General features: G+C 70.2%; 23 protein-coding genes and 1 pseudogene. 8 read left to right on the forward strand and 16 right to left on the reverse strand.

Features of this window, described 5'->3' with window-relative positions:
* The first annotated feature begins 227 nt into the window (after window positions 1-227).
* The 4 genes from ACWD5F_RS03565 to ACWD5F_RS03580 all read left to right on the forward strand — a co-directional run bounded on the left by ACWD5F_RS03565 (window position 228) and on the right by ACWD5F_RS03580 (window position 3,035).
* Entirely contained in the window at window positions 228-1,289 is a 1,062-nt protein-coding gene (locus ACWD5F_RS03565; protein ID WP_451251034.1) for a glycoside hydrolase family 19 protein, read from the forward strand.
* 27 nt (window positions 1,290-1,316) lie between these two features.
* A complete protein-coding gene (locus tag ACWD5F_RS03570) occupies window positions 1,317-2,084 on the forward strand; it encodes an NPP1 family protein (RefSeq protein ID WP_401723307.1) in 768 nt (255 codons plus the stop codon).
* Window positions 2,085-2,271: 187 nt separating this feature from the next.
* Window positions 2,272-2,550, forward strand: a complete 279-nt coding sequence (locus tag ACWD5F_RS03575) for a hypothetical protein (RefSeq protein WP_451250635.1) — start codon at window positions 2,272-2,274, stop codon at window positions 2,548-2,550.
* A 140-nt stretch (window positions 2,551-2,690) separates the two neighbouring features.
* Window positions 2,691-3,035: a hypothetical protein gene (locus ACWD5F_RS03580; RefSeq protein WP_451250637.1), complete on the forward strand. Its 345-nt coding sequence runs from the start codon at window positions 2,691-2,693 to the stop codon at window positions 3,033-3,035.
* Window positions 3,036-3,141: 106 nt separating this feature from the next.
* On the opposite strand, the gene ACWD5F_RS03585 is transcribed toward ACWD5F_RS03580, so the two are convergent.
* The gene (locus ACWD5F_RS03585; protein WP_451250639.1) at window positions 3,142-3,435 is read right to left on the reverse strand and encodes a VOC family protein; all 294 of its coding nucleotides are present in this window, start codon (window positions 3,433-3,435) and stop codon (window positions 3,142-3,144) included.
* Between the two features lie 158 nt (window positions 3,436-3,593).
* On the opposite strand from ACWD5F_RS03585, the gene ACWD5F_RS03590 reads away from it, so the two are divergent.
* The 3 genes and pseudogenes from ACWD5F_RS03590 to ACWD5F_RS03600 all read left to right on the forward strand — a co-directional run.
* Complete coding sequence (locus ACWD5F_RS03590) at window positions 3,594-4,421, forward strand: class I SAM-dependent methyltransferase (protein WP_451250641.1); 828 nt, start codon at window positions 3,594-3,596, stop codon at window positions 4,419-4,421.
* Window positions 4,422-4,698: 277 nt separating this feature from the next.
* Window positions 4,699-5,838, forward strand: a complete 1,140-nt coding sequence (gene rho / locus ACWD5F_RS03595; protein WP_451250643.1) for a transcription termination factor Rho — start codon at window positions 4,699-4,701, stop codon at window positions 5,836-5,838.
* A 125-nt stretch (window positions 5,839-5,963) separates the two neighbouring features.
* A pseudogene (locus ACWD5F_RS03600) lies at window positions 5,964-6,794 on the forward strand (D-alanyl-D-alanine carboxypeptidase family protein); the annotation flags it as partial.
* Between the two features lie 83 nt (window positions 6,795-6,877).
* Here ACWD5F_RS03600 and ACWD5F_RS03605 read toward each other — a convergent pair.
* Both ACWD5F_RS03605 and mptB read right to left on the reverse strand, forming a co-directional pair.
* Window positions 6,878-8,260 (reverse strand): glycosyltransferase 87 family protein, encoded by a 1,383-nt coding sequence (locus tag ACWD5F_RS03605; protein ID WP_451250645.1) that lies wholly within the window; start codon window positions 8,258-8,260, stop codon window positions 6,878-6,880.
* Window positions 8,257-9,651 (reverse strand): polyprenol phosphomannose-dependent alpha 1,6 mannosyltransferase MptB, encoded by a 1,395-nt coding sequence (gene mptB, locus ACWD5F_RS03610; protein ID WP_451250647.1) that lies wholly within the window; start codon window positions 9,649-9,651, stop codon window positions 8,257-8,259. Before mptB ends, ACWD5F_RS03605 begins: the two co-directional genes overlap by 4 nt.
* Before the next feature lie 170 nt (window positions 9,652-9,821).
* On the opposite strand from mptB, the gene ACWD5F_RS03615 reads away from it, so the two are divergent.
* Window positions 9,822-10,598: an alpha/beta fold hydrolase gene (locus ACWD5F_RS03615; protein ID WP_451251036.1), complete on the forward strand. Its 777-nt coding sequence runs from the start codon at window positions 9,822-9,824 to the stop codon at window positions 10,596-10,598.
* A gap of 33 nt (window positions 10,599-10,631) precedes the next feature.
* On the opposite strand, the gene ACWD5F_RS03620 is transcribed toward ACWD5F_RS03615, so the two are convergent.
* From ACWD5F_RS03620 to ACWD5F_RS03680, 13 genes are all read right to left on the reverse strand, one after another.
* Window positions 10,632-11,564, reverse strand: coding sequence for a glutaminase (locus ACWD5F_RS03620; protein ID WP_451250649.1), 933 nt, complete (start codon window positions 11,562-11,564; stop codon window positions 10,632-10,634).
* Window positions 11,565-11,600: 36 nt separating this feature from the next.
* Entirely contained in the window at window positions 11,601-13,016 is a 1,416-nt protein-coding gene (gene aspA / locus ACWD5F_RS03625; RefSeq protein WP_451250651.1) for an aspartate ammonia-lyase, read from the reverse strand.
* Between the two features lie 109 nt (window positions 13,017-13,125).
* Window positions 13,126-14,145: an asparaginase gene (locus ACWD5F_RS03630; RefSeq protein ID WP_451250653.1), complete on the reverse strand. Its 1,020-nt coding sequence runs from the start codon at window positions 14,143-14,145 to the stop codon at window positions 13,126-13,128.
* A gap of 32 nt (window positions 14,146-14,177) precedes the next feature.
* Window positions 14,178-15,620: an amino acid permease gene (locus ACWD5F_RS03635; RefSeq protein WP_401723875.1), complete on the reverse strand. Its 1,443-nt coding sequence runs from the start codon at window positions 15,618-15,620 to the stop codon at window positions 14,178-14,180.
* Between the two features lie 11 nt (window positions 15,621-15,631).
* Window positions 15,632-16,309: a FadR/GntR family transcriptional regulator gene (locus ACWD5F_RS03640; RefSeq protein WP_401723874.1), complete on the reverse strand. Its 678-nt coding sequence runs from the start codon at window positions 16,307-16,309 to the stop codon at window positions 15,632-15,634.
* Window positions 16,310-16,520: 211 nt separating this feature from the next.
* The gene (locus tag ACWD5F_RS03645; RefSeq protein WP_401723280.1) at window positions 16,521-17,357 is read right to left on the reverse strand and encodes an undecaprenyl-diphosphate phosphatase; all 837 of its coding nucleotides are present in this window, start codon (window positions 17,355-17,357) and stop codon (window positions 16,521-16,523) included.
* A gap of 71 nt (window positions 17,358-17,428) precedes the next feature.
* Window positions 17,429-17,803 carry a fluoride efflux transporter CrcB gene (gene crcB, locus ACWD5F_RS03650; RefSeq protein WP_451250655.1) on the reverse strand — a complete coding sequence of 125 codons (375 nt, stop codon included), beginning with the start codon at window positions 17,801-17,803 and terminating at the stop codon, window positions 17,429-17,431.
* Window positions 17,800-18,180, reverse strand: coding sequence for a DUF190 domain-containing protein (locus tag ACWD5F_RS03655; RefSeq protein WP_450356108.1), 381 nt, complete (start codon window positions 18,178-18,180; stop codon window positions 17,800-17,802). The genes crcB (ACWD5F_RS03650) and ACWD5F_RS03655 overlap by 4 nt, the downstream gene beginning before the upstream one ends.
* Entirely contained in the window at window positions 18,177-18,638 is a 462-nt protein-coding gene (crcB, locus tag ACWD5F_RS03660; protein WP_451250657.1) for a fluoride efflux transporter CrcB, read from the reverse strand. The genes ACWD5F_RS03655 and crcB (ACWD5F_RS03660) overlap by 4 nt, the downstream gene beginning before the upstream one ends.
* Window positions 18,639-18,807: 169 nt before the next feature.
* Window positions 18,808-19,770 (reverse strand): SMP-30/gluconolactonase/LRE family protein, encoded by a 963-nt coding sequence (locus ACWD5F_RS03665; protein WP_451250659.1) that lies wholly within the window; start codon window positions 19,768-19,770, stop codon window positions 18,808-18,810.
* A gap of 69 nt (window positions 19,771-19,839) precedes the next feature.
* Window positions 19,840-20,127, reverse strand: coding sequence for an ArsR family transcriptional regulator (locus ACWD5F_RS03670; RefSeq protein WP_401723268.1), 288 nt, complete (start codon window positions 20,125-20,127; stop codon window positions 19,840-19,842).
* Window positions 20,128-20,324: 197 nt separating this feature from the next.
* Window positions 20,325-21,884 carry a glycosyl hydrolase 53 family protein gene (locus ACWD5F_RS03675; RefSeq protein ID WP_451250661.1) on the reverse strand — a complete coding sequence of 520 codons (1,560 nt, stop codon included), beginning with the start codon at window positions 21,882-21,884 and terminating at the stop codon, window positions 20,325-20,327.
* Window positions 21,885-22,016: 132 nt separating this feature from the next.
* The gene (locus ACWD5F_RS03680; RefSeq protein ID WP_451250663.1) at window positions 22,017-24,038 is read right to left on the reverse strand and encodes a beta-galactosidase; all 2,022 of its coding nucleotides are present in this window, start codon (window positions 24,036-24,038) and stop codon (window positions 22,017-22,019) included.
* Window positions 24,039-24,122 lie beyond the last annotated feature (84 nt).

Consider the following 24,122-nt stretch of genomic DNA (forward strand, 5'->3'; position numbering starts at 1 on the left):
ACGATATCCAGTCGTCAACTTCGCGTCTTTCCTTAAGTGTTGACGCACCCATTCCGACCTGCCAAGGTCTGGACCAGTTCGCATCAGTGGTGCCCTCTGGACTCACCCCCAACCCCCCACTCACCGCCAAGGAGCGACATCCGATGCTCTCCCCCACCTTCGGAATGGTTCAGCCCAGACGCAGATCTCTGGTCTGGCTCGTGCTCACGTTCGTGCTGACGGCCGCGATGACAACGTTGTTCTCCGTCATGCCCGCCCACGCGGCGGACGGCCGGATCACCGGCCTGGCCGGCAAGTGCGTCGACGTCGCGGGTGCCAACACCGCCAACGGCACCGCCATCCAGCTCTACGACTGCAATGGCACCGCCGCCCAGACCTGGTCCAACCCCGGCGACGGCACCCTGCGCGCGCTCGGCAAGTGTCTGGACGTGACCAGTGCCGGCACCGCGGACGGCACGACCGTCCAGCTGTACGACTGCAACGGCTCCGCCGCGCAGCAGTGGGTCGTCAGTTCGGCCAACGACATCGTCAACCCGCAGGCCAACAAGTGCCTGGACGTCACCGGCAACAACAGCGCCAACGGCACCCGGCTGCAGATCTGGACCTGCGGGGGCGGGGCGAACCAGAAGTGGAGCGCGCCCGCGAGTGGCGGTGGCGGTACCAACCCCTCGGGCTTCGTGGTGAGTGAGGCGCAGTTCAACCAGATCTTCCCGGGCCGGAACTCCTTCTACAGCTACAGCGGCCTGACCGCGGCGCTGTCGGCCTACCCGGGCTTCGCGAACACCGGCTCGGACACCACCAAGAAGCAGGAAGCCGCCGCGTTCCTGGCCAACGTCAGTCATGAGACGGGTGGGTTGGTGTACGTGGTGGAGCAGAACACCGCCAACTACCCCACGTACTGCGACTGGAGCCAGTCCTACGGCTGCCCCGCCGGACAGGCCGCCTACTACGGCCGTGGTCCCATCCAGCTGTCCTGGAACTTCAACTACAAGGCAGCCGGCGACGCCCTGGGCATCGACCTCCTCAACAACCCCTGGCTGGTGCAGAACGACTCGGCCGTGGCCTGGAAGACCGGCCTCTGGTACTGGAACACCCAGACCGGTCCCGGGACCATGACCCCCCACAACGCGATGGTCAACGGCGCCGGCTTCGGCCAGACCATCCGCTCCATCAACGGCTCTCTTGAGTGCGACGGCCGCAACCCCGCCCAGGTCCAGAGCCGCGTGGATGCCTACAACCGCATCACCTCCGTCCTCGGAGTCACCCCCGGCAGCAACCTCTACTGCTGACGCTCGTACGTGCGACAAGGAAGCAACATGAACAAGTTGAGATCTCTCGCCAAGGTCCTCCTCGGCACGGTCGGCGCCATGACACTCGTCGTGGCGATCCCGGCCAGTGCCCACGCAAGCGTCCTGACCCTGCTCCCCCAGAACGCCGACGGCCTGGAGCAGACCTTCTCGCCGGCCTACGACTACGACGGTGACGGCTGCTACGCGACCGCCGCCATCGGCGCCGACGGCACGCTCAACCCGGGCCTGAAGCTCGGCGGCGACGTCAACGGGCACTGCCACGACTACGCCCAACTGGCCAACGCCAACACGTACTCGCGCGAGAAGTGCAACAACGACTGGTGCGCCGTCATGTACGCCAGTTACTTCGAGAAGGACCAGGCCACCCTCGGTCCGGCCGCGATCGGGCACACGCACGACTGGGAACACGTCATCGTGTGGATCAACAACAACCAGGTCCAGTACGTGTCGGCGTCGCAGCACAGCAGCTACGCGACGGCCGCCGCCTCCTCGATCCGGTTCGACGGCACCCACCCGAAGATCGTGTACCACAAGGACGGCGTCTCGACGCACTGCTTCCGCTTCGCCAACAGCAACGACGAGCCGGCGGAGAACGCCACGGGCAACTGGTTCTACCCGCGTCTGGTCGGCTGGAACGGCTACCCGGCCGGCTTCCGCGACAAGCTCATGAGCGCCGACTTCGGCTCGGCGACGCTCAAGATCGACGACGGCGACTTCCAATACAACCTCAACTACGCGAAGCCGGCGGGGATCCCCTTCGACCCGTACGCGTGAGCCACCCATGACAGAGGGGCCGGGGTCAGGTACCCCGGCCCCTCTGTCATGCCCGTCCGGCACCAGGGAGGCACAGCCGCAGATCACCACGCCCAACGCCATGCCGTGACCGAGCGCGGTCCGGGCGGCGGCCCGGGCGTTGTCGCTGCCCGCGTTCACCACGGCTAGCGGACCCGCGGCCGCCTCCATGCCGGCGTCCGCGCCGCTGAGCCTGCCCACCAGGACCGAGGAGGCGGCGCTCATCGCGACGGTGCTGATGACCGCCGGGCCGAGCGCCTGCCCGAACTCCCGCACCAGGCTGGTCGCTCCGCTGGCCATGCCGGTCATGTTGATGGGTACGGCGTTCACGGCCGCGGAGGTGAGCGATGAGACGACGCAGATGAAGCCGACGCCGAGCAGCAGCACCGGGCCGATGAAGGCCGCGAGGGACGTCGAGGTGATGGGCAGCGCGGCGATCCAGAACTGACCGGCGGCCATCGGCAGCAGACCGCCCATCAGCAGCCAGCGCGGCTCGACCCGGGTCAGCATCCTGCTCAGCACCGGGGCCAGCAGGAGCGGGATCAACTACAGGATCACGAACGGCATTCCGGCCCTCAGCGGGCTCAGGTGCATCACGGCGCCGAGCCGGATGGAGACGCAGTACGCGGTGCCGATGAAGCCGAACATGCCGGCCAGGGTGAGCGAGCCGACGATCGCCTCGCTGCCTCAACCGCGGTCACCGCCCTCGATGATGCCCCACAGCAGGGCGGTGAGGCCAAGGGCGTTGAGGAGTTCACCGAGCGCCAGGATGAACCCGCCCAGTACCAGAAGGCGTTTACGGCCGAACAGGTCACCGAGTACGCCGAAATTCAGCTCGAGAATCGCGGTGGGCAGAATGAACGCGGACGTGACTCAGGCGACCTGAGAGCCAGAGGCGCCGAAAGCCGCCTGAATATTGCCGTTGATCGGTGAGGGCACCGTAATGCACAGCTGTGCCGCGGCCACCGCGAGACAACACGCTATGAGCGTCCCTTTGTCGAGCTTTTTCAAGGAGATCGATTCCGTCATCGCGGTGCCCTCACTCTGCGTTCTTCGCTACGGGGTCGAATTTCTCTATGAGTTCGATGAGATTTCCCTCGGGGTCACTGACCCAGGCCATGCGCACCCCGAGTTCGGGAGAGGGGCCGGGTTTCATGACCTCACCGGCTTCGTGGGCCACCACAGCGGCGTAGACCGGGTCGAGTTCGGGGGTGGTGACCGCGAAGTGCCCGTATCCCTCGGTGAGGGCGGCGGTCAGGGGGTCCGGGGCGGGCGAGCAGCTCGATGCGCCAGCCCCGCTGATGAAAGCGATTTTCCCGGCCAGTCGACCCATGACTGCCCAAGTCCCTTGTCCAAGCCCGCCGGAGTGCGGTGGTGGCAGCGTAGGTAGGGGGTTGGGCCGGAACAAGAAGTAGGTCCGCGAAAGGGCATCGGGGGTTCGTATGGCTGGTATGCGGCGCGGAGCCGGGGACGTTTGGTTGGATGGTCTTCATGACCACCGACGAGCAGGCCCGGTTCATGCGGGCCAACCAGGCGAACTGGGACGCCCGCACCCCCGTCCATCTCGCCAGCCGGTTCTACGGCCTCGACCAGGACCTCGATCCGGCCCGCTGGTTCGGCGCCTTCGAGTGGGCGGACCTCGGTGAGCTGGCCGGACAGGACGTGCTCCATCTCCAGTGCCACCTCGGCACGGAGACGATCGCCTTCGCGCAGCGCGGCGCCCGGGCCACCGGGCTCGACTTCTCGGCCGCGTCGGTGGCGGCCGCCCGTGACATCGCGGCGAAGGCCGGGCTGGACGTCGAGTACGTGCAGGCGAACGTGTACGACGCCGTGGAGGCCCTGGACGGGCGGCAGTTCGACGTCGTGTACACCGGCAAGGGCGCGCTGTGCTACCTGCCGGACCTGACGCGCTGGGCGGGCGTGATGACTCAACTCCTGCGCCCCGGCGGGCGGTTGTACATCTGCGAGTTCCACCCGCTGCTCAACTCCCTCGGCCCGAAGCCGGGTCCGGGCGAGGGCCCCGAGCTGCTGCTGCGCCACGACTACCTCGGCGGCGCGGGCGCGGTGCACCGAGACGGCACGCACACGTACACCGACGGCCCGGCGCTCGAGGAAGCCACCGACAGTTACGAGTGGATGCACGGAATAAGCGAGGTCATCAACGCGTTGACGGATGCAGGAATGAAGATCCAGCGCTTGACGGAGAGCGACGAGCTGCCGTGGCCGCGCTGGCCGCACATGGTCCGCACCCCCTCCGGCTGGTGGCGGCTCCCTGAGCCCAGGATTCCGCTCCTGTACGGCCTCCTCGCCACCCGCTGACGGCTCACACCGCCGAGGGCCGTGTGCTACGGTCCTCCTAGCACTTGTGTACGCCCCCTTCCGGGCGCCGGTGCCAGTTCCCCTTCAGTTCGCCGAACCGCCCGCCGTTACCAGGCCGGCGCACCGGCTTTCCAGCACCACTTCGTGACCGGCACAGCTGTGCCGTACCCGAGGTGCTGTTTCTCTCGCCGCCGAAGGCGCACGTCCGCCTTCCCTCTCGCGGCATCCCCTTCCTTCGCATGTCACATGCCAGCCGTCCTCGAAAGGACACACCATCATGACCACCACACTCGAACACCCCCCGGTCAAGCAAGAACCCACGACCCAGGTCGCCCTCGGTGTCCTCGACATCGACACCAACGGGAAGGGGTACCTGCGCGCCGAGAGCCTGCAGCCCTCCCCGTCCGACCCCACGGTCTCCCCCGCCCTGATCCGCCGTCACGGCCTGCGCAAGGGCGACCTCCTCGAAGGCGTACGCGACCGCCGCGCCCTCACCGAGGTCGTACGGATCGACGGGCGCACACCCGCCGAACTGCGCGGTCGCCGCAGCTTCCGCGACCTCACCCCCCTGCACCCGCAGGAGCGGCTGCGTCTCGAACACCCGGCGTCCGGCCTCACCGGTCGGGTCGCCGACCTGATCGCCCCCGTCGGCAAGGGCCAGCGCGGGCTGATCGTGGCCCCGCCCAAGACCGGCAAGACCGTGCTGCTCCAGCAGATCGCGGCCGCCGTCGCCGGCAACCACCCCGAGGCCCGGCTGATGGTCGTGCTGCTCGACGAACGCCCCGAGGAAGTCACCGACATGCGGCGCTCCGTGCGCGGCGAGGTGTACGCCTCGACCTTCGACCGGCCCGCCAAGCAGCACATCGCGCTCGCCGAGCTGGTGATCGAGCGGGCCAAGCGGCTCGTCGAGGCCGGCGAGGACGTCGTCATCCTGCTCGACTCCCTGACCCGGCTGTGCCGGGCGCACAACAACGCGGCCGCCTCCGGTGGCCGTACCCTCAGCGGCGGTGTCGACGCGACCGCGCTGCTCGGCCCCAAGCGGTTCTTCGGCGCCGCCCGGCTGGCCGCGGAGGGCGGTTCGCTCACCATCCTCGCCACCGCGCTGGTGGAGACCGGCTCCCGCGCCGACGACTACTTCTTCGAGGAGCTCAAGAGCACCGGCAACATGGAGCTGCGGCTGAGCCGCGAGCTCGCCTCCCGGCGCGTCTTCCCGGCCGTCGACATCAACCCGTCCGGCACCCGCCGCGAGGAACTCCTCCTGTCCCCGGCCGAGTTGAACACCATGCACGGACTGCGCCGCGCGCTCCAGACGCGGGACGGCCAGGGCAGCCTGGAGACCCTCCTGGAGCGGCTGCGGGACACCCCGGACAACGCAACCTTCCTGCGTCGCATCCAGCCGACACTGCCCACCGGCTGACACAGCGGCCGTCTTGGGACCAGCTCGGCATCGCCGGCCCTGACGTGCGGCATCCGGGTTGCACGCAGGTGCTCATCGGCCGGGGCAGCACGGTGGACGGAGAGTCCGTTCCTACGGTGGCCGGTATGACTATCGGATTCTCTTCCCGGGCCGGGGTCACGACCTGCGCGCTCTGTGTGGCGGGCGTCCTGGCGTTCGCGCCCCTCGCGTCAGCCGCGGGCCCGGCACCCACGCCACCCGGTGGCCCCGGGCCGACGGCCGTACAGCCCTCCCTGCTCTACCGCCCCGGCATCCAGGCCAGGCCCCACCGTGGCACCCCCGGTCCCCCTGACCTCTCCGCCCTCTCGTGGCTGGTGGCCGACGCCGGCACCGGGGAGGTGCTCGCCGCGCACGACGCGCACCGCAGGCTGCCGCCCGCCAGCACCCTCAAGACCCTCTTCGCCCTCACCGTGCTGCCCGCCCTGCCCGGCGGCATCCAGCACAAGGTCAAGGAGGAGGAGTTGGCGGGCATCGGCGCGGGCAGCAGCCTGGTCGGCGTCGCCGAGGGCCGTACGTACCGGATCGCCGACCTGTGGCGCGGGGTCTTCCTCAACTCCGGGAACGACGCCGTGCACGTCCTCGCCGCGCTCAACGGCGGCTGGCGTACGACGGCCGTGCGGATGCAGGCGAAAGCTCGTGCCCTCGGCGCCCGGGACACCCACGTCCGCTCGCCCGACGGCTACGACACCCCGGGCCAGGTGTCGTCGGCGTACGACCTGGCCGTCTTCGGGCGGGCGGGGCTGCGCAACGCGGACTTCGCGCGGTACTGCGGCACGGCCGAGGCGAAGTTCCCGGGCGGGGGCGGCTGGTCGTACGGGATCCAGAACACCAACCGGCTGCTGACCGGCGCCGACGGTGTGGAGGCGTATCCGGGGCTGATCGGCGTCAAGAACGGCTACACCAGCAACGCGGGCAACACCCTTGTCGCTGCGGCCCGGCACGGCGGGCGCACGCTGGTCGCCACGGTGATGAACCCCCAGTCGGGCGGTGGTTTCGCGGTCTACGAAGAGGCCCGCGAACTGCTCGACTGGGGGTTCGCCGCGGCCGGGCGGGTGGATCCGGTGGGTTCACTGGACGCGCTGCGCGTCCGGCCGAGGCCGGGTCCCGAGGCCCGGCCGGTGGCGGCCGCGGTCGCGCCGGACGAGGGGCCCGGCTGGGCCGAGACCTGGGCCGTCTCCGGGGCCGCCGCCCTGGGCGCGGTCGCGGTGGCGCTCGTACTGCGCGCCAAGGGCGGCCAGATCAGGGGCGGCCGGGTCAAGGGAGTCCGGTCGGGGCGGAGCTGACCGGCCGGCAGCCACAGGAGCAGGCCGAGGGTGATCCAGGTGTAGGTGTTGCTGCCGAGGAATCCGTCGATGCCGGACGCGTCGTGGAACCACAGCCACACCACACTGGTGCACAGCACGGCGTACAGGGCGCCCGCGATCCGTGGGTGCCCTGTACGGATGAGTACCGCGAAGGACGGCAGCAGCCATACCAGGTGGTGCACCCAGGTGATCGGGCTGACCAGACACGCGGCCAGGCCGGTGAGCGCGAACGCGGCCGTCCAGTCGCCGGCCGCGACCGCCCGCCGCGTGCGCACTGCCCAGACGCCGAGGACCAGCAGGACCGCCAGCGCCCAGACCGGGCGGCCCTCGATGCCGAGGCGGGCGAGGATGCCTTGCAGCGACTGGTTGGAGACGTAGTCGAGGCGGCCCACCCGGCTGGTGTCCCACAGCGCCACGGTCCAGTAGAACCGGGAGGCGCCCGGGTCCACCCAGGCGGCGAGCGCGGTGGCCGCCCCCGCGACCGCCGTGGCGACGGCGGCGGCGCGCCAGCGCCGGGCGAGCAGCAGCAGGCCGATGAAGAGCGCGGGCGTCAGCTTGATCGCGGCGGCGAGGCCGATGCCGACGCCGGCCCGGTTGCCCCGCCCGGTGCGCAGCAGCCACGCGTCCCAGAGGACGAGCCCCAGCAGCAGCAGATTGACCTGCCCGAAGCTGAAGGTGTCCCGGATCGGCTCGAACAGCGCCAGCAGACAGGCGCCCAGGGCACAGCCGTACCACCCGTAGCGCCGCCACGCGCCCTCGGTCACGATGTGCACGACCAGTGCCAGGGCGGCCAGGTTGAGCAGCAGCGAGAGCAGGATCGCGGTGCGCAGGCCGACGAGGGCCATGGGGAGCATGCCGACGGCGGCGAACGGCGGGTAGGTGAAGCCGTAGTCCGTGCCGGGCACCCGGTAGTCGTAGATCCGTCCGCCGTGGTGCACCCAGCCGTTGACGGCACCGTAGTAGACCCGCAGGTCGAACCAGTCGCGCAGCAGCGGGACGGTCGCGGTGAAGGCCGCGACCGCGGCGGCGAGGACGAGGACCAGCAGGACCCGGCCGCGGTCGGTGCGGGGTGGTCTCATGCGGTACGTCCCAGGGTCGGGGCCTGTGCCGCCTGGTGGGCCTGCCACAGGACGACGACCGCCAGCACCCCGCCGGAGACGGCGAGGACCAGCTGTCCGGTGTCGGCGGCGCTGCCGCTCGGCAGGGTGGCGAGCGCGAGCACCCCGGTGACGGCGGCCACCCGGTGCCGTACGGAGGTGGTGGGCGCGGCCGCGGCTATCAGGAACAGGCCCCAGAGCGCGTACCAGGGGCGGATCGCGGGGCCGAAGGCGGCGACCGTGGCGAGGCTGAGGCCGAGCGCGTACACCGGACGCGGGCGCAGCCGCCACCATATGGCCGCGATCAGGACCCCGGTGATCGCGAGGCCGAGCAGGTGCCAGGCGGGCACGGCGAGCGGTGCCAGGTCGCTGCCGAGGTGTTCCAGGAGGGCGCGGGTGGCGCGGCCCAGGAGGCTGGTGAGGGCCCAGTTGTGCGAGGAGACCGGTGTGTCGAGGGCGCCTATCCAGCCGTATCCGGTGCCCGCCGCGGCCGTCATGGCGACCGTGGTGGCCGCGGCGGCCAGGACCGTGGTCACGGTGGCCTTCGCGGGGCTGTGTCCGGCCCGTATCTGGAGCAGGACGACCGCGGCGAGACCGAGCGCGGCGGGCGCCTTCACCAGCGCGGCGAGCGTCACGAACACGGCGCCCAGCACGGGCCAGCGGCCGAGCGCGGCGACCAGGCCGACACCGAGGAGACCGAGCATGATGGCGTCGTTGTGGGCGCCCGCGATCAGGTGCAGCAGCACGAGCGGGTTGAGGCAGCCGAGCCAGAGAGCGGCGGACGGGTCGGCGCCGCTGTGCCGGGCCAGGCGAGGCAGCGCGGCGGCCATCAGGGCCACGCCGAGCAGGGCCACGCACCGCATCCCGAAGAGGCCCGCGGGGATCTCGCCGCGGGTCAATCCGGACAGCACGGAGGCGAGGCCGAGGAAGACCGGGCCGTAGGGGGCGCCGGTCTGCTGCCACAGCGGAGCGACCTCGTCGGCGAGCGGGCCGCCGAGCTGGGCGGGTCCGTGCGCGTACACGTCCATGTGGGCGTCGACCATGGCGCCCTGGGCGAGGTAGCTGTACACGTCCCGGCTGAACAGGGGCGGCGCGAGCAGCAGCGGGGCCGCCCAGACCGCCAGGACGAGCAACAGGGCGCGCGGGGACGGCGGTTCGGCACTGCGGACCAGCCGACCGAGCAGCACCCAGGCGGCTATCAGCAGGACGACGCCGAAATAGACGCCCACCAGGCCGATCGCGACACGGACATTGGCGGGGGTCAGCAGTTCCTGGACCGGCAGGGCACCGGCCGTCTCGCCTCCCAGCGCGAGGAAGGCGGTTCCGGCCAGGCCGAGGACCTGACAGCGACGGAGATCGACGGGGAAAGCCATGGCCAACACTCGGAAAGCGTGTCAATGCCGCATGGCCGGAAGGCGACACGCCGCTCTCCTGGCGGGGGCCTGTGTGTGTCCGGCGTGTGATCCGGCCCCGGAACCGATGAGTTCCGTCGGCCCGACCGGTCTCCCTGGTATCCGACACTCACAGAACGGACGTGACGACAATGCCCAGCAGCTCCGCATACGCCAAGGTCAACGGCCTGGAGATGTACTACGAGACCCATGGCGACGACGACGGTACGCGCCGCCCGCTGGTGCTGCTGCACGGCGGCATCCTCACCGTCGACCTGTCCTTCGGCGCCCTGCTGCCCACGCTCGCCGAGGGGCGCCGGATCGTGGCCCCCGAACTCCAGGGACACGGCCACACGGCGGACACCGACCGGCCGATCACGCTGCCGAACCTGGCCTCCGACGTCGTGGCCCTCCTCGACGAACTCGGCATCGCCCAGGCCGACTTCGTGGGCTTCAGCCTCGGCGGCCTGACCGCGCTGCAACTCGCCGTCGACCATCCCGAGCGCGTCGGCCGGCTCGTCCTGGCCGCCACCCACTTCGCCCAGGACGGTTATTACGAGGACGTCCGCATCCCCGACTACAGCTCGCCGCGGCTGCCCAGCGAGGCGGACTTCCAGGAGATGGCCGACGCGTACGCCGCTGTCGCGCCGCACCCCGAGCACTTCCAGGACTTCCTCGCCAAGACCTCGACCGCGGCGCACGCCCCGTTGCCCTGGACCGCCGACGATCTGCGCACGGTGACAGCGCCGACACTGCTCGTCATCGGGGACACCGATTTCGTCCGGGTCGAGCACGCGGCGGAGATGCAACGCCTGATCCCCCGCGCGGACCTGGCCGTCCTCCCGTCCACCACGCACATGAGCCTGATGCGCCAAGCGCCCCTGCTGCTGCCGATGTTGGACGCGTTCCTCGACGGAGACGTCAAGTAGCACGAAGGCGGCCTCGCCTGCCGCTCCGAACGGTCAGAACACGGAAACCCCGGTCAGCGTCGTGAAGCGATCCAGGGCCGCCACGCCCGCCACCGAGTTGCCGCGTTCGTCGAGTCCCGGACTCCACACGCACAACGTGCACCGCCCGGGCACGATGGCGATGATGCCGCCACCGACACCGCTCTTGCCGGGCAGTCCGACCCGGTAGGCGAACTCGCCCGCCGCGTCGTACGTCCCGCAGGTCAGCATCACCGCGTTGACCTGCTTGGCCTGGGTGAGGGTGAGCAGCCGGGTGCCGTCGGCGCGGCTGCCGTGCCGGGCCAGGAAGCCGGCGGCGAGGGCGAGGTCGGCGCACGAGGCCCGCACCGAGCACTGCCGGAAGTACTCCTCCAGCAGCACCGGCACAGGGTTGTCGATGTTGCCGTACGACGCCATGAAGTGGGCGAGCGCGGCGTTGCGGTCCCCGTTCGCGGACTCGGAGGCGGCGACGTCCAGGTCGAAGTCGAGATCCGGGTTGCCGCTCTCGGTGCGCAGGAAGGTCAGCAGTTCGCCCGACGCGTCTCCGGTACGGGTCTGGAGGCGGTCGGTGACGACGAGCGCGCCCGCGTTGATGAACGGGTTGCGCGGGATGCCGTTCTCGTACTCCAGCTGGATCAGGGAGTTGAAGGGGTTGCCGGAGGGCTCGCGGCCCACGTGCTCCCAGAGTTCGTCGCCCTCGCGGGCCAGGTCGAGGGCGAGGGTGAAGACCTTGGTGATGGACTGCGTGGAGAACGGCTCGCGCCAGTCCCCCACGCCGTACACCGTGCCGTCCAGCTCCGCGACCGCCATGCCGAAGCGGCGCGGGTCGCAGGCCGCGAGCGCCGGGATGTAGTCGGCGGGCCGGCCGCGGCCGGGCGTCCGCTCCATCTCCTCGGCGATGCGCTCCAGGACCGGCGCGAAGGTCAGCGACGACGTCATGATCACCATTGTGCCTCCGTACCGGTCGGGGCGCGCATCCGCAGGTCAGGCCGGAGAGGAACCGCTGCCGCTGCCCGCGACGACCTCGGGCCGCAGCAGATCGGCGAGGGTCTCGGCGGGCAACAGCCCCTTCTCCAGGACCAGTTCGGCGACTCCCCGGCCGGTGACGAGGGCCTCCTTGGCGATGTCGGTGGCGGCCGTGTACCCGATGTGCGGGTTGAGAGCGGTGACCAGCCCGATCGAGTTCTCCACGCTAGCCCGCAGTGCCTCGGTGTTCGCCGTGATCCCGTCGACGCACCGCTCGGCCAGCGTCAGACAGGCGGCCCGCAGATGCGTGATGCTCTCCGACAGCGAGTGCAGGATGATCGGCTCGAAGGCGTTGAGCTGGAGCTGTCCGGCCTCGGCGGCCATGGTGATGGTGACGTCGTTGCCGATCACCTCGAAGGCGACCTGGTTGACGACCTCGGGGATCACCGGATTCACCTTGCCGGGCATGATGCTCGAACCGGCCTGCACCGGCGGCAGGTTGATCTCCCCGAGCCCGGCACGCGGCCCGGACGACAGCAGCCGCAGGTCGTTGCAGCTCTTCGAGAGCTTGACGGCGACCCGCTTCAGCACGCCCGACATCTGCACGAACGCGCCGCAGTCCTGGGTGGCTTCGACGAGGTTGGCCGCGGTGACGAGCGGCAGCCCGGTGATCTCGGCGAGATGCCGACGCGCGGACTCCGCGTATCCGGCCGGAGCGTTGAGCCCTGTCCCGATGGCCGTGGCACCCAGGTTGATTTCATGGATCAACTGGACGGCCTCGTCAAGACGTTGACGATCCTCGTCAATCATGACGGCATACGCCGAGAACTCTTGACCGAGCGTCATGGGCACCGCGTCCTGCAACTGTGTACGGCCCATCTTGAGCACGTCACGGAACTCGACGGCCTTACGGGCGAAGGAGTCCTGCAGTACAGACATGGACTGGAGCAGTCCATGCACAGCGAAGACCGTCGCTATCTTGACCGCGGTCGGATACACGTCATTGGTCGACTGACCAAGGTTGACGTCCTCGTTGGGGTGCAGGTGCCGATACTCGCCCTTGGCATGACCCAGCAACTCCAACGCCCGGTTCGCGACCACCTCGTTGGCGTTCATGTTGGTCGAGGTCCCGGCCCCACCCTGGACGACGTCCACGACGAACTGCTCATGCAGTTTCCCGTCCCGGATCTCCCGACAGGCGGCGACGATCGCGGCGGCCTTCGCGGGCGCCAGCAGCCCGAGCTCCTCATTGGCGAGAGCAGCGGCTTCCTTGACGGCGGCGAGGGCGTCGATGAGATGGGGGTAGGCGGAGATGGGCGTACCGGTGATAGGGAAATTCTCCGTCGCACGCAAGGTATGAACACCCCAGTAGGCATCGACGGGAACGTCCCGATCCCCGAGCAGATCGTGTTCGCGACGGGTGACGACGTTCATGGGCGTGCAGGCCCTCCTTCTGACGAGGTGAGTGTGAGCGCCCCTGTCTTCAGGGGCGCGGGGAACTGCGCGACCAGCCACAACGAACCCGCAGATCCCCACAACCGATCTAGGCACACGCGGACAACGGCGACACCGGGTCCATAGAACGCACGACCCGCACGCACCCCACCGGCTCCCCGCCCCCGAGCAACGGCTCCCCCGCGAACTCGGTGAGCAGCGCCGGATCAACCCCGGCCACGGAAAGCGCCGCTGCCGCGACAGGCACCCGCGCCCGATTCGCCCCGTCGGCGATCTTCACCGCAACGGCCCGCCCATCCGGAAGCGCGGCAACCTGAACGCCCTCGAACCCGTCCTTGGCGACAAGCCCCGGCACGGCCCGCATCAACCGAGCCACGTCCCGCCCCTCCCCGGACACCATCTCGGCGTGCGAGCGCATCGCATCCGCGACCCGCGCCTCGGGCGTACCCGGCACCGCCGTGGTGATCCGGGCGACCGCACGGGCGAGCCCGTGCAGCGAGACGGAGAACAAGGGCGCACCGCACCCGTCCACGGTCACCCGAGCGATCCGCTGCCCGGTGAGGTCCTCGACGATCTCGGCGATCGCCTGCTGCAGCGGATGCCCCGGGTCGAGATAGTCGTCCAGGGACCAGCCATTGAGCCGGCAGGCATAGAGCATGGCCGCGTGCTTGCCGGAGCAGTTCTGGGCGAGCCGGGAGGCCGGCCGACCCGCACGGATCCAGGCGTCCCGGACCGCGGGGTCGTAGGGCAGATCCGGCACGTTGCGCAGGTGATCCTCGGTGAGCCCGGCGAGTTCGAGGATCCGCCGGGCACCGTCGAGATGCCGTTCCTCGCCGGAGTGGCTCGCCGCGGTGAGCGCGAGGAGGTCGCCGTCGAGCGGCAGCCCGGCCCGGACCAGGGCGACCGCCTGGACGGGCTTGAGCGCCGAACGCGGATAGCAGGCGGCCTCGATGTCGCCGAGCTGGAACTGGACCTTGCCGTCGGTGTCGAGGACGACGACGGAGCCGTAGTGGATGCCCTCCACGATCCCGCCGCGTATGAGGTGGGCGACGGGTGCGTGGAGGGGTTCACGGAGAAGGGGTGGGTCCGCGAGGGAACTGCTGTACATGACTGCCTGTCGGGGTTCGGACGGCGTGGGCCTCACGCGTCGGGTGCGGTGGTGGACATGCGCGCGAGCCGACGGCGGACGGCGAACCATCCGGCGACCAGCGCGGCAGCGATCAGCGGCAGGCACAGCACGGTGGTGCGGCCCACGCCTCCGTCGGCGTACATGAGGACCAGGACGGAGGCGAGGAAGGCCAGCGTCACGAGTTCGGTCCAGGGGGAGCCCGGAAGTCGGTAGTCGGGGCGGGTCAGTTCGCCCTTCTCGGTCTTCTGCCAGAAGAGCAGGTGACAGAGCATGATCATGCCCCAGGTGGAGAGGATGCCGATCGCGGCGAAGTTGAGCACGATCTCGAACGCGTCGGCGGGGACCACGAAGTTGAGGGCCACACCGAGGACGCACATACCGCTGGTCAGCAGGATTCCGCCGTACGGGACCTGGGTCCGGCTCATCCGGGCGGTGAACTTGGGGGCTGAGCCGTTGACCGCCATGGAGCGCAGGATGCGACCCGTGGAGTACAGGCCGGAGTTGAGCGAGGACATGGCCGCGGTGAGGACGACGAGGTTCATCACGCCGCCGGCCGCCGGGACACCGATGTTGGAGAGCACGGTCACGAAGGGGCTCTGGCCGGCGCTGTACTTGTTCCACGGCAGCAGCATCGAGAGCAGGACGACCGAGCCGACGTAGAAGAGGCCGACGCGCCACATGATCGAGTTGATCGCCTTCGGCATGATCTCCTCGGGGTTCTCGGTCTCGCCCGCGGCGACGCCGACCAGTTCCACGGAGGCGTAGGCGAAGACGACGCCCTGGATGACCAGAAGCATCGGCAGGACGCCGCTGGGGAAGACACCGCCGTTGTCGGTGATCAGCGACGGGCCCGGGCTGTGGCCGTCGACCTGGTGCTGGGTGACCAGCAGGAAGATGCCGATCAACATGAACGCCACGAGCGCGCCCACCTTGACGATGGCGAACCAGAACTCCATCTCGCCGAACATCCGCACCGAGACGAGGTTCACGGTGAGGACGACGGCGAGCGCGATCAGTGCGATCACCCACTGCGGGATGTCGGAGAACATGCCCCAGTAGTGGGTGTAGACGGCGACCGCGGTGATGTCGGCGATGCCGGTGGTGGCCCAGTTCAGGAAGTACATCCAGCCGGCGACGTAGGCGCCCTTCTCGCCGAGGAACTCCCGGGCGTACGACACGAAGGCGCCGGACGAGGGGCGGTACAGGACGAGTTCGCCCAGTGCGCGCACCACCAGGAAGGCGAAGAGGCCGCACACCGCGTAGGCGACGAACAGGGAGGGGCCCGCGTCGGCGAGGCGGCCGCCGGCACCGAGGAAGAGGCCGGTGCCGATCGCGCCGCCGATGGCGATCATGTTGATGTGCCGTGACTTGAGGGTCTTGCTGTAGCCCTCGTCTCCGGCGTCGACATGGCCGGAACGTTTCTGCGTGCCGTCGTGCAGGGACTGCTCGCTCAAGGACTGCTCGCTCACGCCTCGGGTCCGCCTTCCGTGGGGGTGTCCGCGCGCGTGGCGCGCACGATGTCGGTGAGGGTCGTCTCGACGCGGTCCAGGTGGTGGGCCATGGCCTCCACGGCGTCGAGTTCGGAACCGTCGACCAGCGCCTCGACGATGGCCCGGTGCTCGCGGTTGGACTGCTCGCGGCGCCCGCCCAGCTCGTTCAGGAAGGCCGACTGGCGGGCCAGCGCGTCCCGGATCTCCTCGATCACCCGGCGGAAGACCGGGTTCTGGGCGGCCTGGGCGACGGCGAGGTGGAAGAGCGTGTCGAGGGCGACCCACGAGGTGGTGTCGGTCTCCCGCTCCATCCGCTCCAGCAGGTGCGCGAGGTGATCGAGGTCCTCGTGCGTGCGGCGCCTGGCCGCGTAGCCCGCGACCGGGATCTCGACGTGCCGGCGCACCTCCAGCAGGTCGCTGGCCGCGTAGTCGCCGAAGGTGGGGTCCTCGACCGTGCTGGCGACGACGAAGGTGCCCTTGCCCGTCTTGGAGACGGTCAGGCCCATCGTCTGCAGGGCCCGCAGGGCCTCGCGCAGCACGGGCCTGCTGACCTCGAGGGTGCGACACAGCTCCGCCTCGGAGGGCAGCTTGTCCCCCACCCCGTACTCGCCGCGCTCGATGGCCGCGCGCAGGTGTCCGAGCACCGCCTCCATGGCGCTGATGCGCCGGGGGCCGCCCTGACTGGCTGTCTGGCTGTCTGACAGGTTCACGGGTGTGATCCTGCGGGTGACGGGTGCGGGCTGTCAAGGGAAGCGGGACGTGACATGCGCGGGGCGTGACGCCTTGAAGCGGCGTCACGCCCAGTGCCGACCGAACGACCGCTCAAGTGCGGCCGGTCAACTGTTGAGGGTCAACCCTCGCGGATCAACTGTTGATCGCGCCCGCGCTCAGCAGCCCCAGCAGCAGGACGCCGACGATGATCCGGTAGATCACGAAGGCGTTGAAGGAGTGCTTGGCGACGAACTTGAGCAGCCAGGCGATGGATCCGTAGGCGACGACGAAGGAGACGACCGTGCCGACGATCAGCGGCGCGGCGCCCACTCCCGCGCCCAGGGCGTCCTTGAGCTCGTAGATGCCGGCGCCGGTCAGGGCGGGGATGCCGAGGAAGAAGGAGAGCCGGGTGGCGGCGACGCGGTCCAGGTCGAGGATCAGGGCCGTGGACATGGTGGCGCCGGAGCGGGAGAAGCCGGGGAAGAGCAGGGCGAGGATCTGCGAACCGCCCACCAGCATCGCGTCCTTGAACGTGACGTCGTCCTCACCGCGCTTGTGCCGGCCCATCTGGTCCGCCGCCCACATCACGCCACTGCCGACGATCAGCGAGCCCGCGACCACCCACAGAGACGCGAGCGGTCCCTCGATCAGCGGCTTCGCGGCGAGACCCACGATCACGATCGGGATCGTCGCGGCGATGACCCACCACGCGAACTTGTAGTCGTGGTGGTACCGCTCCTCCTTGTTGACCAGTCCACGGCCCCACGCGGAGACGATCCGCACGATGTCCTTGAAGAAGTACACGAGCACGGCGGCGATCGCGCCGACCTGGATGACGGCCGAGAACCCGACGACGGCGTCGTCGTCGACGGGGATGTTCATCAGCCCCTCGGTGATCTTCAGATGCCCGGTCGAGGAGACGGGGAGGAACTCGGTCACCCCCTCGACCACTCCGAGGACGACGGCCTGACCGACATTGATGACGCTCATGGAATCCAGTTCTGAGGTGTTGGTCGACAGTGCTGTAGACAGTCTTACTACGCCCGAGTGAGGCCGGTGACCTAACCCCAGAGGGCCTGGGCGACCGAAACCCCGACAAATGCCGCGCCGAGGCCTGCCATCACACTGCCCACGACGTTGGCGGCAGCGTAGAGCCCCGCACCGGTCTCGGTGAGCCTCAGGGTCTCGTAGGAGAAGGTCGAGTACGTCGTCAGGGCCCCGCACAGCCCGGTGCCGAGGAGCAGTTGGAGGTGGGCGCCCGCTACCCCGGCGGTCGCCGCGCCGGTGAGCGTGCCGAGGATCAGGCAGCCGCACACGTTCACCGCGAAGGTGCCCCAGGGGAAGACCGAGTCGTGCCGGGTCTGCACCGCGCGGTCGGTGAGATAGCGCAGGGGCGCGCCGACCACGGCTCCCAGCACGACGAGCAGCCAGTTCACAACGACTTCTTACCCTTCGTGTCCGATTCGCCGGGCCCGCGGTCGCGGCCGACGTACCTGATGACCTCGCAGTCGTCGAGGATGACGAGCCCTTCGTCGACGAGTTCGTCGAGCTGCGGAAGGAAGGCCCGTACCCGTTCCTCGGTGTCGACCACGATGATCGCGACGGGCAGGTCCTCGCTCAGGGACAGCAGCCGCGAGGTGTGGATCCGGGACGAGGCGCCGAAGCCCTCGATACCGCGGAAGACGCTGGCACCGGCGAGTCCGGCCGCGTGCGCGCGGTGCACGATCTCCGAGTAGAGGGGCTTGCGGTGCCAGGTGTCGTTCTCGCCGACGAAGACGGTCAGGCGCAGGGCGCCGCCGGTCAGCCTCGTCATCGGTGCCTCCACTTCAGGGCGCGGCGGGCCGCCGTCGCGGCGAGCCACACCGCCGTGAGCGCCGCGAGCAGGGTCGCGGCGAGGTAGGCCAGACCCGTGCGGGGGTGGCCGGCGTCGACGAGTTTCTGGATGTCGACGGCGTACGTCGAGAAGGTGGTGAAGCCGCCGAGCACACCGGTCCCGAAGAACGGGCGGAGCAGACGACGGGTGGTCCAGACCTCGGTGACGAGCACCATGAACACGCCTATGACGGCGCAGCCGACGACGTTCGTCCAGAAGGTCGCCCAGGGGAATCCGCCGGGCTGGGCGGGCCACCACAGGGCCAGTGCGTAACGGGCCGTGGCACCGATCGCGCCGCCGAGGGCGACCATCGCGACGATCGGGGTCTGGCCCCGCCAGTCGGCCCGGCGACGGGTCTCGGGGCGGGTGCGGAGGCTCTCGGCTTCGGGGGCTGTCATGGTCGTACGTCTCCTACTCGCCTGGGCCCGGGCATGCGGGCACCGCTCGTTCGCAAGTAGGGACCGTTGGCGGCAGCGCTGCCGCGGTTCGGGTACGGCGGGCCCCACCGCCGCGCCGCGGGACGTGCCCGCGACCGGGCATCAGGTTAACGCCAGGGCGGGACCGGGGTCACTTCGGGACCGGCGGCTCGCACACCGCGATACCGCGCTCCCAGAGGCTGCCCAGGACCAGGAACCCGGCGGCCTCGCACACGCTGGTCACCATGCGGAAGCCGGAGCGGCGGCGGGCCAGGTGGTGGACGGTGACGCCGGTGTCGTCGACCGCGAGGGCGCCGATCGTGCCGGTGGGGCGGAAGGGGGCGCGGACGGCGATGCGGGCGGCCCGGGCACGCACGGCGGGGTTCGCGCGGTGCAGCAGGTCGAGGGGCGGGATGCGGGGGCCGGCCAGGGACACCCAGATCGGGCCGTCGGGGCCGCCGCGCCAGAGGTTGTCGGGCATGCCCGGGAGGTTCTCGACGAACGGTTCGGCGTGTCCCGCCTTCGCGCCGGTGAGCCAGTAGCGGGTCAGCCGGCAGTCGCCGGTCTCGGCGACGACCAGGAAGGACTCGTCGGCGCTCAGTGCGAGGCCGTTGGCGAACTGCAGCCCCTCCAGCAGCACTTCGGGTGTCTCGGTGCCCGGCGCCAGGCGCAACAGGCGGCCGGTTCCGGTGTGTTCGACGAGGTCGCCGATCCACTGGTCGAGGGGGTAGCGGCGGCTGGAGACGGTGAAGCAGACGCTCCCGTCGGACAGCGCGACGACGTTGCTGCAGAACCGCAGCGGCTCCCCCAGCACCGAGTCGGCGAGGATGCGCACGACCCCGTCGGTCAGGTCGACGCGCAGCAGGCCGAGTTCGGCGTCGCACACCAACAGCGCGCCGTCCGGGAGGAGTTCGAGGCCGAGCGGTCTGCCGCCGGTCTCCGCGAGGACCTCGACACGGGCGCCTGCGGAGTCGGCCAGGCCGTCGACGCGCAGAATACGGCCGTCCTCGACGCCCGTGATGACACGGCCGCGGGAGTCGGCGACCACGTCCTCGGGGCCCCGGCCGCCGATGTCGACGTAGCGGAGCGGGACGAGTGGCGTGGGACGGTCCATGTGCGTCTGCCCTTCGGAGAGTTCGCCGGCCGGCTCGCGAACGGCCTCCGCCTTCGCGCCCGTTCGCGGCTACCAGCCTTTCTCAAACATGCGCGCGACCTCGGCGATCCGCATCTCGTCGCGCCGGTAGTAGGTGCGCCGGCGGATCCTGCGGGTGCGCACCAGGCCGAGGGCCGCGAGCAGACCCAGGTGGGTGTCGGCGACCTTGCGGGGCACGCCCAGCTTCGCGGCGACGGCCTGTGCGGTCACGCCGTCCTCGGCACGGTCGCCGTGCGGCTGCGGCGGGAAGTTGGCGACCGGGTCCTTCAGCCACTCCAGGATGCCCAGACGCTGCTCACTGACCGGAGTCCTCAACATCTCGTCCTCCTCCCGGACGGACCGCCGCGTACCGCGCCTCTTCCCACTCTCCCGCAGTCGAGGCCGTCGTGTCCGGGACTCGGCGAGCCTTGTCCGGGACCGGGCGGCCGGGACCGCCCTGAGCCGTCCGCTCCCGGCGCCGGAAATGCGGGCGGGGGCCCGGCCGCTCCCCTGCGACCGGACCCCCTCCTCGTGGTTCAGCGGTGGCTGAACCACGCCATCGCCGGGAGCGCCCTGTCGTCGTAGCCGAACAGGGCCTGGTTCTCCCAGCCGTTGCCTGAGGTGGAGTCAGCCGGGTCCCAGCCGTTGCCGGTGACCGCGGTCCAGGTCGCCTCCCAGTAGAAGACGCCGAGGCCACGGCCGTTCGGGACCGCCTCCACGATGTTGGCCACCGCGTTCATCCACGCCAACTGGCCTGCCGTGGTGGCCGGATAGCCGGTGACCAGTTCACCGGTGGTGTCGATCTGGTTGGCGAGCGAGTCGTCGTTGTCGAGCCGGAAGGGGTAGGCCGTCTCGGCGACGAACACCGGCTTGGCATAGCGGGACGCCACGTCGTCGAGGGTGGTCTGCGCGGCGGCGAGCGAGCCGTGCCAGTACCCGTAGTAGGACAGCCCGATCACGTCGTAGTTGATCCCGTACGTCTTGGCGCTGTCGAACCACCAGCGCACGGTCGCGTCGTCGCCCGCGTTGGCGAGATGCAGCGCGACCTGCGTGCTCGACGAGACCGCCTTGACCGCGCTGTAGCCGGAGTTGATCAGCCCGGCGAGCTGCGACCAGTTGCCGGTGGACCCGTCGGACCACAGCATGCCGCCGTTGATCTCGTTGCCGACCTGCACCATGTCGGCCGTGGTGCCCTGCGCCTTCAGGGCGTTGAGCACGTCGTAGGTGTGGTTGTAGACGTCGGTCTTCAACTGGCTGTACGAATGCGTGGCCCAGGCGGCCGGCTTGGTCTGCTTGCCCGGGTCGGCCCAGGTGTCCGAGTAGTGGAAGTCGACCAGCAGTTTCATGCCGGCCGCCTTGACGCGCTTGGCGACGGCGAGCACGTGCGCCTTGTCGTTGTATCCGTCGGCCGGGTTGACCCACACCTTGAGGCGCGCGTAGTTCATGCCGGCGTTCTTGAGGATCGTGACCGCGTCGCCGGTGGCGCCCGAACTGGTCTTGTAGACACCGCCCTTGGCCTCGCTCTTGGCGAGGGAGGAGATGTCGGAACCCTTGATCGACAGTCCGGTCGAACCGGACGCGAAGGTCAGGTCGTCAACATTGATCCAGTTGCCCGCGTTCCCGTCACTGTTGATGCTGATGGTGCACTGGTTGTTCGTCACGTTGATCGACGCGACGATCCGGACCCAACTGCTGGTGGACACCGGCAGATCGGTGCGCTGGTCCGCACTGCCGCAGTTCTTCAGGGCTATGTAGGCGGAGTTCTGCCCGCCGCCGGAGCGGACCCAGGCGGTGAGTGTGTAGCTGCCGTTGGTCAGGCCCGACAGGTACTGGTACGTCTCCACCTTGTAGGCGGCGGCCGAGTACTGGGACAGGCGGTAACTCCCGCCGTGGCCGCCGGACTCGGTGTAGGAGGCGCCGGTGTCGCCGTACTCGGACCAGCCGGCCGGCGCGGCCGTGGCCGCCTCGTCGGACTCGAACCCGCCGTTGGTCAGCGTGCTCGCCGCCGTCGCGGTCTGGGCGGGCAGAGCGGTGAGGGCGAGCCCGGCCACGAGCGGCAGCAGCAGGGCCCTGAGAGTGCGTCTGGGATGGAACATCGTCGTCCGTCGTCCCTTCGACATGCATGGGGATGGGGGTGCCCGCACGCCCGGCCCGGGTTCGGGGAGGAACCGGTGTGCGAGATCCCCTCCGCCCGTGGCACGCGGCTCGCGCGGGCGGAGGGAGTCGGCTCAGCCGTCGAGTCGCAGAACCCGCACGGCTCCCGCGGGGACCGCGAGGCGGCCCGCGGCGCGTTCACCGGTCAGCAGCTCGGTGCCGGACGCGTCCAGCGGCACCTTGACGTCCGACACGGTGTGGTTGATCGCGAACACGAAGCGGCCCGACTCGCCCGTGCGGCGCACCACTTCGACGTCCGGGGGCAGATCGGCGGGCGGGGCGAGGCGCGCGTCCTCGCTCGCCCAGCCGAGCAGGGCGTCCAGGCCCTCTGCGCCGAGCCGGGTGGAGACGTACCACGCGGTGCCCTCGCCGAGCCGGTGCCGGGTGACGGCGGGGTGGTCCGCGGCCGGTCCGTCGGCGTACGTCCAGACCGTGTCGGCGCCGTGCGGGACGACGAACTCGGTCCACACGTCGCCGCTGAGTTCGGAGCCGTCCGGGCCGGTGATGCGCGTCGACTCGCCCGCCGGCAGCGGCGCGAACTCCTCGACGGTGAGGCCGAGCACGTCCCTGAGCGCGCCCGGGACGGGACCCTCGTGGACGGCGTCGTGTTGGTCGACGATGCCGGAGAAGTACGAGACGACGAGGGTGCCGCCGTGCTCGACGTACTCCTTGAGGTTGTTCCCGGCCGCCTCCGTCATCAGGTACAGGGCGGGCACGACGACAAGGGGATACCTCGACAAGTCGGCTTCCGGGTGGGCGAAGTCGACGGTGAGGTGCCGGTCGTAGAGGGCCGCGTAGAAGGCGTCGGCACGCTCGCGTGCGTCGTGGTCCTCGCTGGGCCGCCACTGGAGTTTCTGCGCCCACCAGGAGTGCCAGTCCCACAGGACGGCCACGTCGGCCTCGGTGCGGGTGCCGCGGACCGGGGTCAACGAGTCGACGGTGGCGCCGAGTTCGACGACCTCGCGCCAGACGCGGGTCTCGGTGCCGCCGTGCGGCAGCATTGCCGAGTGGAACTTCTCGGCGCCGCGCCGGGACTGGCGCCACTGGAAGAACATGGCGCCGTCGGAGCCGCGGGCCACGTGGGCGAGGGAGTTGCGGGCCATCTGGCCGGGGGCCTTGGCGGGGTTGCGCGGCTGCCAGTTGACGCCCGAGGTGGAGTGCTCCAGCAGGAGCCAGGGGGCGCCGCCGGCGACCGAGCGGGTGAGGTCGGCGGCCATCGCGAGGTTGACGTGCGTGCGGCGGCCGTCGGTGATCAGGTAGTGGTCGTTGGTGACGAGGTCGACCTCGCGGCCCCAGGCCCAGTAGTCGACGGAGTCGCACTGGCTGAGGGCGGCCATGAAGTTCGTCGTCACCGGGACGCCAGGCGACAGGCGGTGCAGGATGTCCCGCTCCATCACGAAGTTCTCGCGCATGGTGGCGTCGGCGAAGCGCTTGTAGTCGAGCGCCTGACCAGGATTGCCGACGGTCGGGGTGGCGCGGGGCGGGTTGATCTGGTCGAAGCCGGCGTAGCGCTGACCCCAGAACGCGGTCCCCCAGGCCTCGTTGAGGGCCTCGACCGTCCCGTACGTCGTCGCCAGCCAGCGGCGGAAGTGGGCCGCGCAGGAGTCGCAGTAACAGGCCGAGACGGGGACGCCGTACTCGTTGTGCACGTGCCACAGCGCCAGGGCCGGGTGGGCGGCGTAGCGCTCGGCGAGGCGGGTGGTGACGGTCGCGGCGGCGGTGCGGTAGTCGGCGTTGCTGTGGCAGATGGCGCCGCGCGAGCCGAACTCCAGGCGCACGCCCTCCGGGGTGACCGGCAGCGCCTCGGGGTGGGCGCGGTAGAACCAGGCGGGCGGGGCCACGGTCGGGGTGCCGAGGTCGACGCCTATGCCGTTGTCGTGCAGCAGGTCGAGCAGGCGGTCCAGCCAGCCGAAGTCGTACTCCCCCGGCGCGGGTTCGAGCAGCGCCCAGGAGAAGATCCCGACGCTCACCATCGTCACGCCGGCCTCCCGCATCAGCCGCACGTCCTCCGGCCAGACGCGCTCCGGCCACTGCTCGGGGTTGTAGTCCCCGCCGAAGGCCAGCCTGGTGAGGCCCTTGGGGGTGGTCTCCGGCATGGGGCTCTCCTGATGGGTCAAGAATTTGGGAACGTGCACACAGAGTGGCGGCGGTGTGAGCACACAATAACCGCACCACCTCGA

Source organism: Streptomyces sp. NPDC002499, from assembly GCF_053595415.1.